Source organism: Pedobacter sp., assembly GCF_035317785.1.
GTDB lineage: Bacteria > Bacteroidota > Bacteroidia > Sphingobacteriales > Sphingobacteriaceae > Pedobacter.
Map to the genome: position 1 here is coordinate 1 of NZ_DATHGC010000339.1, position 12,523 is coordinate 12,523.

At 43.9% G+C, this 12,523-nt stretch carries 12 protein-coding genes and 1 other RNA gene; 5 read left to right on the forward strand and 8 right to left on the reverse strand.

The window, feature by feature from the left end:
- Together VK541_RS21500 and VK541_RS21505 are read right to left on the reverse strand one after the other, a co-directional pair.
- Nucleotides 1-459 (reverse strand): serine hydrolase domain-containing protein (locus VK541_RS21500; protein WP_324372557.1); only part of this gene is annotated, 459 nt, incomplete at its 3' end.
- Nucleotides 460-500: 41 nt separating this feature from the next.
- Nucleotides 501-1,190 carry a Uma2 family endonuclease gene (locus VK541_RS21505; protein ID WP_324372558.1) on the reverse strand — a complete coding sequence of 230 codons (690 nt, stop codon included), beginning with the start codon at nucleotides 1,188-1,190 and terminating at the stop codon, nucleotides 501-503.
- Between the two features lie 212 nt (nucleotides 1,191-1,402).
- On the opposite strand from VK541_RS21505, the gene VK541_RS21510 reads away from it, so the two are divergent.
- The 4 genes from VK541_RS21510 (at nucleotide 1,403) to VK541_RS21525 (ending at nucleotide 5,577) form a co-directional block, all read left to right on the forward strand.
- Entirely contained in the window at nucleotides 1,403-2,077 is a 675-nt protein-coding gene (locus VK541_RS21510; RefSeq protein ID WP_324372559.1) for a hypothetical protein, read from the forward strand.
- A 57-nt stretch (nucleotides 2,078-2,134) separates the two neighbouring features.
- Nucleotides 2,135-3,532, forward strand: coding sequence for a glycoside hydrolase family 76 protein (locus VK541_RS21515; RefSeq protein WP_324372561.1), 1,398 nt, complete (start codon nucleotides 2,135-2,137; stop codon nucleotides 3,530-3,532).
- Between the two features lie 190 nt (nucleotides 3,533-3,722).
- Nucleotides 3,723-4,095, forward strand: an RNA gene (gene rnpB, locus VK541_RS21520) — RNase P RNA component class A.
- A gap of 69 nt (nucleotides 4,096-4,164) precedes the next feature.
- Nucleotides 4,165-5,577, forward strand: coding sequence for a sigma-54 dependent transcriptional regulator (locus VK541_RS21525; protein ID WP_324372562.1), 1,413 nt, complete (start codon nucleotides 4,165-4,167; stop codon nucleotides 5,575-5,577).
- 94 nt (nucleotides 5,578-5,671) lie between these two features.
- Here VK541_RS21525 and VK541_RS21530 read toward each other — a convergent pair whose 3' ends face one another.
- The 4 genes from VK541_RS21530 to gatB all read right to left on the reverse strand — a co-directional run bounded on the left by VK541_RS21530 (nucleotide 5,672) and on the right by gatB (nucleotide 9,855).
- Nucleotides 5,672-6,394 (reverse strand): RNA pseudouridine synthase, encoded by a 723-nt coding sequence (locus VK541_RS21530; protein WP_324372564.1) that lies wholly within the window; start codon nucleotides 6,392-6,394, stop codon nucleotides 5,672-5,674.
- A 60-nt stretch (nucleotides 6,395-6,454) separates the two neighbouring features.
- Nucleotides 6,455-7,144 carry a response regulator transcription factor gene (locus tag VK541_RS21535; RefSeq protein ID WP_324372566.1) on the reverse strand — a complete coding sequence of 230 codons (690 nt, stop codon included), beginning with the start codon at nucleotides 7,142-7,144 and terminating at the stop codon, nucleotides 6,455-6,457.
- A 105-nt stretch (nucleotides 7,145-7,249) separates the two neighbouring features.
- Complete coding sequence (locus tag VK541_RS21540) at nucleotides 7,250-8,359, reverse strand: TlpA disulfide reductase family protein (RefSeq protein WP_324372568.1); 1,110 nt, start codon at nucleotides 8,357-8,359, stop codon at nucleotides 7,250-7,252.
- 23 nt (nucleotides 8,360-8,382) lie between these two features.
- Nucleotides 8,383-9,855: an Asp-tRNA(Asn)/Glu-tRNA(Gln) amidotransferase subunit GatB gene (gene gatB / locus VK541_RS21545; protein ID WP_324372569.1), complete on the reverse strand. Its 1,473-nt coding sequence runs from the start codon at nucleotides 9,853-9,855 to the stop codon at nucleotides 8,383-8,385.
- A 154-nt stretch (nucleotides 9,856-10,009) separates the two neighbouring features.
- Between gatB and VK541_RS21550 the strand changes: the two genes are divergently transcribed.
- Nucleotides 10,010-10,402: a hypothetical protein gene (locus VK541_RS21550; protein ID WP_324372570.1), complete on the forward strand. Its 393-nt coding sequence runs from the start codon at nucleotides 10,010-10,012 to the stop codon at nucleotides 10,400-10,402.
- Between the two features lie 75 nt (nucleotides 10,403-10,477).
- Here the strand turns inward: VK541_RS21550 and VK541_RS21555 are convergent, their stop codons facing one another.
- Together VK541_RS21555 and VK541_RS21560 are read right to left on the reverse strand one after the other, a co-directional pair.
- Entirely contained in the window at nucleotides 10,478-11,653 is a 1,176-nt protein-coding gene (locus VK541_RS21555; RefSeq protein WP_324372571.1) for an NRAMP family divalent metal transporter, read from the reverse strand.
- Nucleotides 11,650-12,432 carry a 5-oxoprolinase subunit PxpA gene (locus tag VK541_RS21560; RefSeq protein WP_324372573.1) on the reverse strand — a complete coding sequence of 261 codons (783 nt, stop codon included), beginning with the start codon at nucleotides 12,430-12,432 and terminating at the stop codon, nucleotides 11,650-11,652. The genes VK541_RS21555 and VK541_RS21560 overlap by 4 nt, the downstream gene beginning before the upstream one ends.
- Between the last annotated feature and the right edge of the window lie 91 nt (nucleotides 12,433-12,523).

Here is a 12,523-nt window from a genome sequence, read left to right on the forward strand (position 1 = left end):
ATAAGGAGGTTCGGGCTCCTGCCCTACAGTCATTGTCAGCAAATGCCGGATGTTCAATTCAGCAAGATTTTCACTTATAGTGGCCGGAAGGTCTTCTTTCGTGAAAAACCAAACCACTTTATCTGTTAGTTTCAGACGGCCTTCCTGGACAGCAAAACCGATTGCTGTTGAAGTAAAACTTTTACTGGTTGAATATAAAGTGTGTTTGAACTGGGTATCATAGGGTTTCCAGGCTCCTTCTGCGACCACTTTTCCATGACGCAGGATTACAAAGTCATGCAGTTCCAGCTTGGACAATTTTGCGGCAGCATCCAGAAATGCGATGATTCCCGCTGATGACACATCCTGGGCTTCAGGTGTGCTTTGGGGCAGAAAATCCGTTTTACTGCCAGTCTGCGCGCAGATTGAAGGCAGGTATAGCGCATAAAATAATATGAAAATGGACAATAATCGTTTCATGATAGAGTTGCCAATTGGACTGTTAAAATAAGCAGAATAGTTTATTCTTCATCATCGCTGTCCATAAACAGCTCATCAATGTTCAATCTGAAGCCTGGCAGCAGGTCTGAGACAAGATCATCGCCGCTCGTATAAGGTTTTCCGGCTACGAAAATACCATCTTCATTGAGCAGGTACTGAATTAAGGATCTTTCCGATGGGTGTACTATCCAGTATTCACGCACGCCAAACTCTTCATAGATTTTGAATTTATTGTCCAGTTCTTTTCTGTTATTGCCAGGAGAAAGCACTTCGACCACGATATCTGGTGCGCCAATACAACCTCTCTGATCGATTTTAGTGGGATCACAAACTACGCAAACATCAGGCTGAAGTACGGTGGTTACATCCACATCGTCTTTTGATTTATAAGGAAAACGGACGTCAAAAGGTGCTATAAATGCGCGGCATCTATGATTTTTCAGGAACAGGTATAGTTCTCCAAATATCTTTCCAGTACATTCCTGATGCCTGGTTGAAGGTGCAGTCATCTCAAAGATCTTTCCTTTGATCAGCTCAAAACGTTCCTGTATGTGCCAGTTTAAATAATTGGCATATGAATAACTGCCAGAAAAATCAATATCATTGACAGTACTGATGACTTGTTCCGGATCATAGGATTTCGGACTGGTTTCCTGGTCCTGCACTTTTTTAGGACCTTCTTCTTTTTCTTTATCACTATTAACCTTCATATCCATAAAATTTGTAAATTCATAAAGCGGACAAAATATTATAAATGCATACACCAGGGAGATCTGACAAATGTAGATTGACTATTGCAATAAAAAAAAACTTTGTTTTGTACGAAATCTCAAAAAAGTGTAAGACAGTAGGTGTTTTTAGCCAAAAAGAACTAAATTGAATAAAGAGCGAAGTCGATTTAAGAGCGAAAAATTTTATACCCATGAGCCGAATTGCCAATATAAATTACAAACATCTTCTTGTTACAGCGCTAATGGTCTCCATTGTATCACTGACCAAAGCGCAAACCATCACAGCAGCGCATTTCAGGGTTTCTGATAAAACACAGGGCTTCAGATCAATAGAACTGATATTGAACTCAAAAATTATCATTGGCCTGGGGCCGGAGGGAAATATTTTTTATGTGGACCAGGTTGACGGAAACAATTCGGACAATGAAAACGAGAATGGCCCTTCTTATGATCGTTTTTATAATACAGAAGGGAATCCAACTTCTATCGCGAGCCAGGCAGTAACTTATTTCGACGGTTCTGACAAGGATAAAGAAGGTAAAATTCAATCAATAGGAAGTATAAAGTTCGACTATAATGACCGCTTTGATATTCACGACATTAAAGGCAGGCTGAAGTCGATTGGAAATATTAAGGTCACCTATAACAATACATTTGATATCCATGACAAGGCCGGTACCTTAAAGTCAATCGGCGACATTGACATCAAATACTATAATGCTTTTGACATCAACGATCCGCAGGGCAAGGTAAAATCAGTGGGTAAAGTGAAGGTCAGTTATTACAATAAGCTTGACGATGAAAAGTATTTTGGCAGGATAAAATCCATTACAGGAAATTCCAAACGTCTGTACATTACGAAGTAGCTTGCACAGAATTTATTAAACAAACGTTTTATTGCTAACCAAATTATCCCTAGAGTAATGAAAAAAACGAGTATCCTGTTGCTGGGCGCATGCTTTGCGTTTTTTAGCTGCAAAAAAGAAAGTGATCCGGAGGCTAAGCTGCCGGCAAAAAATTTGATTTCAGTAGCGGGCCCCGGCATCGCTGCAGCTGTGTATTGGAACACAGGCGTTGCCAATACTGCATGGAGTGCCTTTAATACCGCTTGCTACAATCCGGGCGGCAAGCTGTACTATGGTACCACGCTCAAAAACAGTGTAGCGGCCATCTGGACACAGGCCATATTCTGGGACATGGCCATGAGTGTGTATACCCGCCGCAAGACCGCTGCCGATTTAACACGGGTGAACGATATGTATACTGGAAACTACAACCAGTACGACGGTTACAACTGGAACAACACCACAGTTTGGTTTATTTATGATGACATCATGTGGTGGGTCATGTCGCTTGCACGGGCCAACCAGCTGACAGGCAATGCGACCTATTTAACCAAAGCCATATCTGGTTTCGACAGGGTGTGGAATGGCTCTTACGATCCCGTTGGCGGCGGCATGTATTGGGATTTTAACCATACCGGTAAAAACTCCTGCATTAATTTTCCCACCGTCATTGCGGCCATGCGCCTGTATGCCATCACCGGCAACAGCACCTACCTCACCAAAGCCCAAAATATTTATAACTGGTCAAAAACCAACCTGACCAACACCAGCACAGGTCAGGTTTATGACAATAAAATTGGCAGCAACCCTCCTGGAGGTCTGGCTTATACCTATAATGCAGGAACAGCGATCGGTGCGGCCTATGCCTTGTACAAGCAATCGGGCAATACGGCTTACCTGAACGATGCCAAACGTTACGCAGACTATGTCAAAAACAACTTATGTACCAACAGCATCCTTCCCGCTGAGGGCGATTTTAACGAGCAGGGCGTAATGAAGGCCATTTTTGCGGATTATATGATGCAGCTGATCAACGAAGGCAAGCAAACCCAATATTTAAGCTGGATAGAAACCAATGTCGATGCCGGCTGGACAAACCGTGATGCGTCCCGCAATCTGACTTACCGCAACTATGCCATTCCCTGTCCTACCGGCTACATCCAAACCTATGAGGCCTGTAGCATAGTGGCTTTTCTGCAGCTTGCTCCCGGAGTAATTTTTTACCAGATCACCTTATACGGCGGCACCAGCTCTGGCATTATCCCTAAAGGTAATTACACCATTTCTCAACTGCAAGCCATGGGATTTGTAAACGACTGGGCATCATCTGCCAAAATACCGCCGGGCTGGACGGTGACGATGTATAAAGACGACAATTTTACGGGACAGTCCTGGGTGATCAATTCGGATACACCGCACTTCCCTAACCTTTCGCCTACGGCCAATGATGTTGTTACGTCAGTCAAGATTCAATAAAACAACATTTCTTTTTATTCGCCCAATTTTTGCGACACAAACAAAAAAAGGTGTTCTTCGAAAAGGCATAGGATTTTTCAGTAGTGTCTATTGATTTTGTCTTCAAGAATGCTACGCAGTTTTTGCTCTTTTTCAGAGCAAAAGGTCCAGCCTTAGAGAGGAATTCCTTTTTTTGTATCTTTACCGCAAAAATGCAAGCCGTTCTATCGCTGCGAACTCGTTTCGGAGAGGAAAGTCCGGGCAACACAGAGCATCCCGCTTCCTAACGGGAAGGGTCCCGATGTAAAATCGGGATACGGAAAGTGCCGCAGAAAGCACACCGCCGATGGCCGTAAGGTACAGGTAAGGTTGAAAACGTGAGGTAAGAGCTCACGATTTTTGTCAGTGATGGCAAGACTGGTAAACCCCGGGAGTTGAAAGACCAAATAGGCTAACGCATGTAGGGCTGCTCGTCCGATGTTAGTGGGTAGGTCGTTAGAGATAAATGGCAACATTTATACTGGATTAATGATAGAATCCCGATTTATCGGGAACAGAACCCGGCTTACAGGCTTGCATTTTTTTGATTTTACAATGCTTTACTAATAAAAGTAATATATTAGCATACGGATAATAAAATTTTAACACACCACATGGCGAAACTGTTAATAATTGATGACGAGCGGGCGATAAGAAGCACACTACGTGAGATCTTGGAATATGAAAATTACGAAGTTGACGATATTGACAATGGTGTAGACGGACTTGACCTCATAAAGAAAAAGAAATACGACTTGGTTCTTTGCGACATCAAAATGAGCAAGATGGATGGCATGGAGGTGCTGGAACAGGCACTTGCCTATAGTCCTGATCTTCCTTTCATTATGATCTCGGGCCATGGCACGGTTGAAACTGCTATAGAAGCAAGTAAAAAGGGCGCATTTGACTTTATTTCCAAGCCACCTGATCTGAACAGGCTGCTGATCACGGTAAGAAACGCGCTCGACAGGGGAACTTTGGTTACTGAAACCAAAGTCCTGAAACGCAAGGTCAGCAAGACAAGAGATATCCTGGGTTCGTCTGATAACATCAACAAGATCAAAGAAACTATAGAACGCGTGGCCCCTACTGAGGCCCGTGTACTGATCACCGGCGCTAACGGCAGTGGTAAAGAATTGGTAGCCCGCTGGGTGCATGAAAAATCTAACCGTGCTGACAATCCGCTTATAGAAGTAAATTGTGCAGCCATTCCATCTGAATTGATTGAAAGTGAACTTTTCGGACACGAAAAAGGCTCCTTTACTTCTGCTGTTAAGCAGCGTATCGGTAAGTTTGAGCTGGCCAATGGCGGTACACTTTTCCTGGATGAAATCGGCGATATGAGTCTTTCTGCACAGGCAAAGGTACTAAGGGCTTTGCAGGAACATAAAATTACCCGTGTGGGTGGTGAGAAAGAACTGGAGGTAAATGTGAGGGTTCTTGCCGCTACAAACAAAGACCTGATGAAGGAGATTGAGGAAGGTAACTTCCGGATGGACCTTTACCACCGTCTGAATGTGATCAACATCCACGTACCCCCATTGACGGAGCGTACTGAAGATATTCCAGAGATCGCGCAAAACTTTTTGGAAGACATCTGTAAAGAGTATGGCATGCCGGTCAAAAAGATCAGTGAGGGTGCGATAGTTGCATTGCAGAACCTGCCATGGACAGGAAATGTACGGGAATTGCACAATATGATCGAGCGTTTGATCATCCTGAGTGATAAAACCATTACTGAACATGACGTCAGTGCATTTGCAAATCCGGGTGGTGGTACCAATATTGGTGCGGCTAATGGAAGCAGCCATGCATCTGCAGGCAGCAACGGAAGCGGCGGCGCTTTTAATTATGAAAAGTTCAGCAATTTCCAGGATTATAAGGATTATGCGGAAAAGGAGTTCATCAAGTTCAAACTGGAAAAGAACAACTGGAATGTATCTAAAACTGCGGATGATATCGATATCCAGCGCAGTCACTTGTATAGCAAAATAGAGAAATTTGGCTTGAAGAGGGTTGCGGATTAATCACCAACCTGTACCCAGAGTTCATACACAAACGTTGCGCAACCGTTTGCGTAAGATTATAACGCGGTTAACAAGAAGCTTTCTTTAATGCGGGTTAAGCGTCAAACTTATCAAGCAGTTTGATTAGCGTGGCAAAGTCTTTTGGATAAGGTGCGTCGATGAATATCTCTTTATCATCCAGGCCTTTGAAAGTGACGAACCTCGCATGTAGGGCAAACCGCTTCATGATGGGCTGTTCTTCGTCATCCTTGGCAATACGGTATCCTTTTTTGATGCCCGACAGGAATACCGGCTTGCCCTTGTACATGTGATCACCAACTATGGCAGCCCGCTGGGTAGCCAGGTGGATCCTGATCTGGTGCATGCGACCGGTCACCGGCTTGCATTCCATCAAAGTATAATGCCTGTAATTTTTTAACGTATTGAAATAAGTTTCGGCGCGCTTACCTTCTTTTCTGTCTATCGTTACGCTTTTATTTCCGTCATTGAGAATAGGAAGATCTATAAAGAGGTCTTTGAAAACAAACTGTCCGTCTACTATAGCATGATAAACCTTGTTGACTTTACGCTTTTCAAACTGTATGGCTACATGACGATAAGCTTCAGGAGTTTTAGCGATGATCATGGCACCGGAGGTCTCCTTATCCAGACGGTGCGCTACCTGCGCATCATCAGAATATTGCTTTGCCAGGCGCAGAATATTTACTTCACCAGAACCACCCCGCTCATCCAGAGAGGCTACAAAAGGAGGTTTATTTACAACGATATAGTCATCGTTTTCGAAAAGGATAAGGTCTTTGAAAGAAGGATATTTCACTCGGTAATTTTACGTAAAGCGCAAAAGTACAAATAAATTACCGTGAGCACCCATTTTCAGCTACGAAAGTTCGAATTTATACCCCACACCTTTGACCGTAGCCACATAAGTTTCTCCCAGTTTTTCACGGAGTTTACGGATGTGCACATCAATAGTACGATTGGTCACCACAACAGAGTCTTCCCAAATGTTCTTTAAGATAGATTCCCTGGTGTACACTTTTCCTGGCTTCGAAGCCAGCAGATATAACAGTTCAAATTCTTTTTTAGCTAAAACTACCTTTTTTCCGTCCTGATAAACCAGGTAAGCTTCCCTGTCGATCACCAGATCTCCAATTTCGACTTTGTTCTCAGAAACCTCATCAGTACTGGAATTTCTTCTCAGTATAGCATTGATCCTGCTGACCAGCGCCCTTGGCTTTATCGGTTTAGCGATATAATCGTCTGCACCTACATTAAACCCGGCTATTTCAGAATATTCCTCGCTCCTCGCGGTCAAAAACACCATGAAAGTGCTTTTAAACTCAGGAATGGCCCTCATCAGGCGACAAGCTTCTATTCCATCCATTTTAGGCATCATGATATCCAGGATGATTAAATCCGGATGAACTTTCTTGGCAACTGTGATTCCTTCCTGTCCGTTACTGGCAAGAAAAACCTGATACCCTTCTTTCTTTAGGTTATATTCAATTAACTCTAAAATATCCGGTTCATCGTCTACAATCAGTATCTTTTGTTTTACAGCGCTCATAGCTTTAATTATTTGTTACGAAAATAGGTAATCAATTATAATATAGCGTTAAACCCATGTTAACAAATTGTTAATACCGACTTGTATATTAACATGAATTTAGGTTTAGCGTAAAGTTTTGCTTAAGAAGGCTTCAAGATCCTCACCTCTAAGGTTTTTAGCTACGATCATACCTTTTGGATCAAGCAAAAAATTACTTGGAATGGCTTCTATATGGTACTGTCTGACCATGTCTCCTTCAAAATCCTTCAGTTCTCCTGCGTGGTTCCAGGTCAGCTGATCTTCAGCAATGGCCTTTTTCCATGCCGCAGCATCTTTATCCAGCGAAACACCCAGTATGGTAAAGTTCTTATCCTTATAAGTATTGTATGCTTTGACCACATTTGGATTTTCCTGTCTGCAGGGTGCGCACCAGGATGCCCAAAAATCGATCAGTACATATTTTCCTTTAAAATCATCACGCTTAACAGATTGTCCGTTTAATCCGGGAACCGTAAAATCCGGAGCCGGATGCCCTACCTGCACCGTTTGCAGACTAGCCATCTTGTTCACAAACTCAGTTACAGTCTTATTTTTTTTCAGGTCTCCGCTGATCTTACCTGCGAAAGCCACCATCTCCTTCTCATATTCTGCCGGGTTCAGCATATTGATGGCGTAAAAACCGGCCAGTGATTCTGTATTTTCATTGGCAAATTTAAGCACTGCCGTATTCAGTCCCTGCAATTCCGCATTGTATTTAGGAGCAACCTGCTGCATGATCGTTTCCCGCTGATCAGGCTGTTTAGACACTGCTTCATCAAATTGGGCTTGTATGGCAGCCATTCTGCCTAAATAAGCATTTTTTGAGGTATTTAATTCCTGTAGTTTATCGGCTTCCTTACCCCCTGAAATGTTGTATGCAAGCATTTTATCTGTAAGGTCAGCGCTGATCTTAATGTCGTCGCCATTTTCAGCAATGACCACATATTCACTATGGCCTGCAGCGATCTTGAAGAACTCCACACCTTCCGTCTTGTGACTAAACTTGAACTCGCCTTTTTCTGAGAAAACTGTAGAATCAAGCGGTGACTGGTTGTTTTGCTGTACCGCATACAGATAAACTTTACTCTTTGGCTCGGCATTCTTAAATTCTCCGCTGATCACAAATTTGCTTTTGTCTTTACATGACGCAAAAGCAACGCTGATCATTATTAACGCATAGACTAGTCTCTTCATAACGCTTGTTTATTTTCTAAGTTTTATTTCAATTTCTCTTGTACCAATTCATTTATTTTCTGGGGATTGGCTTTTCCTTTCGCCAGCTTCATGACTTCGCCAACAAAAAGACCCAGTACCCCTTTTTTGCCTTTTTTATAAGCCAGCACCTGCTGCTCATATTTAGACAACACTTCATCCACGAATTTGATGAGCTCGTCACCATTGTCCACGATCAGCAGGTTTAAATCTGCTGCAAGCTGCTGCACATCAGCAGGTTCAGTATCCTTTTGACTCAATAAAGCGGGCAGCAATTGCTGTAAGGCAATCTGCTGGGTCAGCATTTTATCATCCACCAGGTTGATCACATCTGCCAGCTGCTCCGGGCTTACTTTAAATTCTGTGATCGTGACATTTCGTTCATTCAGCAAAGCCCTCACCGCACCCGTCAGCCAGTTTACCAGGCTTTTAGGATTGTTTACATTCAGTAAAGCTGCTTTAAAAAAAGCCAGCAGATCATGATCCTCAGCGATTAATGTGGCATCCGCAACATTCACATCATAATCATGCACGAGTTGTTTACAGATCTCTCCGGGCAACGCAGGCATATCAAATTTCAGTTGTGCCAGCCATTCATCAGAGATGTGTACAGGCGCCAGATCGGGATCAGGAAAGTAGCGGTAATCATTTGCCTCCTCTTTACTTCTCATCGGCGATGTCGTGCCCTGTTCGGCATCAAAGTTCAATGTGCTTTGAACGATCTTTCCGCCATTTTCCAGAACTTCCTGCTGTCTGCCAAATTCAAAGTCCATTGCCCTGCGTACGTTTCTGATCGAGTTCAGATTTTTCACTTCGCAACGGGTACCATATTCCAGCGTACCTTTTTTGCGAATAGAGATGTTGGCATCGCAGCGCAAACTCCCTTCTTCCATATTGCCATCGCTCACATCCAGAAAGCGGACCAGCTTTCTCATTTCAGTAAGCAAAGCAGATGCTTCTTCAGAATTGCGGATATCAGGCTCGGTAACGATCTCTATCAAAGGCACCCCGGCCCTGTTCAGGTCAACATAGGAGTACAGGTCATCCTGATCGTGCAGGCTCTTTCCGGCATCTTCCTCCAGGTGGATCCGGTTGATGCCAATGCGCTTTTCTTCGCCATTGCTCAAAGTTACGTTCAGAAAACCATTTTGGCAGATCGGCCTGTTGTCCTGGGTGATCTGGTATCCTTTCGGAAGATCTGCATAGAAATAATTCTTTCTGTCAAAGTAATTGACTTGATTTATGGTGCAATTCAGTGCCAGCCCCATACGAACAGCCTTGGCGACTACTTCTTTATTCAATTTAGGCAATGCGCCCGGCAAAGCCAGTGAAACCGCAGAAATGTGCGCATTGGGTTTTGCACCAAATGCGGCACTGTCTGCCGAGAATATTTTAGATTTTGTATTTAGCTGTACGTGGATTTCCAAACCAGATACCAATTCATATGCTGATGCAGAAACTGCTGTCTTCGTACTCATTTATAGGCAATAATGTTACTTACTAAAGTTCATTTTAAGATACAAACATAACCATTTATGCGTTATTAATGCATGTTTGTAGCCATAATTATACTTGTGGCACAAACTTTGAAAACTAATATTACGACACACAAACACTAAAACCGTTAATTCTATGAAAAGATTAATTTTATTGACGATGCTCGGATTCGCATCTGCAATAGCAACAACAGCACAAGCCCAGGTTAGTATCAATGTCAGTATCGGTTCCCAGCCAAGATGGGCCCCGGTATATTACGAGGAAGTGGCATACACACCGGTGGTAACCCGGTATTATGCCCCGGCACCACGCTATGTGTCTGTGCGCAGACATTACCGTTCGGCGCCGGTTTATTACAGCGCACCAAGACACTACAAACATTACAAAGGACATAAAGTGAAATATTACAGTGCCCCAAGACGTCATAATTACCGCTATCGCGAAGTTAGAGGGAACAGATCACACGGTCATTACAAAAGTGAAAGAAGAGACCGTGGCATTGACAGGATCATCAGACCCAGAGGATAATAATTCTTGGATCATTATATAAAAAGCCTGCCTCACATTCTGTAAGGCAGGCTTTTTATATAATGATAACAGAGGTTAAAACTGCGCGATCAGCACGCTTCCGCTCATGTAAGTCATGATCAGCACAACCAGCACCCCTAATGCAGTCAGCCAAACCGGGTGTTTATAATCACCCACAATCCTGGTTTTATATGCGGCGAACAGAATGGTGCATAGTGTGACCGGAAGGATAAATCCGTTGACCACTCCCGCCATGATCAGCAGACTTACAGGCTTTCCTACGGCAATAAATATTACAGTAGATACCATTATGAATCCAATGATCACTTTATTTTCATTGCTGCTGATCTTGGTACTAAAGGACTTAACAAATGATACCGAAGTATAAGCCGAACCGATCACGGACGTAATGGCTGCTGCAAACATCACCAGGCCAAACAGGCGGTAACCCAGGTTACCCGCAGCGAGCTGAAATATGGATCCTGTCGGATTTGTTGCATCCACGGCCAGGCCTTTAGTGATGATCCCCAGCGAAGCCAGGAACAAGAAGATCCGTACCAGGGAAGCCACAGAAATTCCCATAACCGCGCTGGTACTCACCTGCTTCAAAGATTCTTTTCCTTTTATACCTGCATCCAGCAGGCGATGTCCTCCTGAAAAAGTGATGTAGCCGCCCACTGTCCCGCCAACCAGCGTCACGATCGTCATCAGGTCTATTCTCAATGGCACTATTGTTCTCAACGCCGCCTCGGCAACCGGTGGTGCTGAAGTGACGGCAATATAAACGATGACGATGACCATCACCAGGCCCATTACTTGTGCAAACCTGTCCATTGCTTTACCCGCTTCTTTAATCAGGAAAATGGCAATAGCCAGTACCGCAGAGATCAATGCGCCTTCATTCACAGAAACACCCAGTAAAGCATTGAGCCCCAAACCTGCGCCTGCTATGTTACCAATATTGAAAGCCAGTCCTCCCAGCACAATGAGCAATGCAATAAAGCCGCCCAAACCGGGCAATAATAAATTCGCAATATCCTGAGCACGCTTTTCAGACACCGCAATCACCCGCCAGACATTGACCTGAACCGCAATGTCAATCAAAATAGAAGTCAGGATCACGAAGCCAAAACTGGCACCCAGCGATTGCGTAAATACGGTAGTTTGGGTCAGAAAGCCCGGTCCGATTGCTGATGTGGCCATCAGAAAAGCAGCACCTGTTAATACGCTCCAGTTTACTTTCTTCTTCATGGAGCTATGAGAGATAAGGCTTTCAATCCTATATTCTCTTCTTTAAACATAGTATGAAGCCTGGCGGCAAATTCTACCGCATGTTTTCCATCACCGTGCAGGCATATGGTATCGGCCTGTTTCGCTATCTCTGAACCATTCACCGTGGTCACCAGCCCTTCTTTCACCATCCTGAGCGATTGCGCAACCGCAAAATCTTCATCAGTGATCAGCGCATTGGCCAGGCTGCGTGGTGTCAGTTTGCCATTATCCTGGTAGGTCCTGTCGGCAAATACCTCATTGGCTACCTTTAAACCAATTTTGGATCCTGCATTTATCAATTCACTGCCCGATAACCCATACAAAACCAATAGCGGATCCACTTTATAAACCGCCTCTGCGATGGCCTCAGCCAGACCGGTATTTTCGGCTGCCATATTGTAGAGCGCACCATGAGGTTTCACATGGTTTAAAAATCCCCCCTCAGATTTCGCAAAAGCATAAAGTGCTCCGATCTGGTAGACCATCATATCATAAGCCTCCTCCGCACTGATCACCATCTCTCTTCTGCCAAAACCCGTAAGATCAGGCAATCCCGGATGCGCACCTATCGCAACACCATATTTTAGGGCAAGCCGTACCGTTTTCTTCATTACAGCGGCATCACCCGCATGAAATCCGCAGGCGATATTGGCTGATGTGATGTAAGGAAAAATGGCTTCATCATTACCAATAGTGTACGCCCCAAAACTTTCTCCCATATCACAGTTCAGATCGACAGTAGTTGCTGTATTTCCCATGAGTTATATATATTTAAATGTTATGGTCTGCTCCAGCTGTTTAACCTGCTTTTCCCGGAGCAGCAATGCCGCCCTGGCTTCATCTAAAGTA

What these genes read in the sequence shown, in the direction of transcription:
- VK541_RS21505 (WP_324372558.1), bottom strand. Translation starts at nt 1,190, where the DNA reads ATGAAGGTTAATAGTGATAAAGAAAAAGAAGAAGGTCCTAAAAAAGTG.
- VK541_RS21510 (WP_324372559.1), top strand. Translation starts at nt 1,403, where the DNA reads ATGAGCCGAATTGCCAATATAAATTACAAACATCTTCTTGTTACAGCG.
- VK541_RS21515 (WP_324372561.1), top strand. Translation starts at nt 2,135, where the DNA reads ATGAAAAAAACGAGTATCCTGTTGCTGGGCGCATGCTTTGCGTTTTTT.
- VK541_RS21525 (WP_324372562.1), top strand. Translation starts at nt 4,165, where the DNA reads ATGGCGAAACTGTTAATAATTGATGACGAGCGGGCGATAAGAAGCACA.
- VK541_RS21535 (WP_324372566.1), bottom strand. Translation starts at nt 7,144, where the DNA reads ATGAGCGCTGTAAAACAAAAGATACTGATTGTAGACGATGAACCGGAT.
- VK541_RS21540 (WP_324372568.1), bottom strand. Translation starts at nt 8,359, where the DNA reads ATGAAGAGACTAGTCTATGCGTTAATAATGATCAGCGTTGCTTTTGCG.
- gatB (WP_324372569.1), bottom strand. Translation starts at nt 9,855, where the DNA reads ATGAGTACGAAGACAGCAGTTTCTGCATCAGCATATGAATTGGTATCT.
- VK541_RS21550 (WP_324372570.1), top strand. Translation starts at nt 10,010, where the DNA reads ATGAAAAGATTAATTTTATTGACGATGCTCGGATTCGCATCTGCAATA.
- VK541_RS21555 (WP_324372571.1), bottom strand. Translation starts at nt 11,653, where the DNA reads ATGAAGAAGAAAGTAAACTGGAGCGTATTAACAGGTGCTGCTTTTCTG.
- VK541_RS21560 (WP_324372573.1), bottom strand. Translation starts at nt 12,432, where the DNA reads ATGGGAAATACAGCAACTACTGTCGATCTGAACTGTGATATGGGAGAA.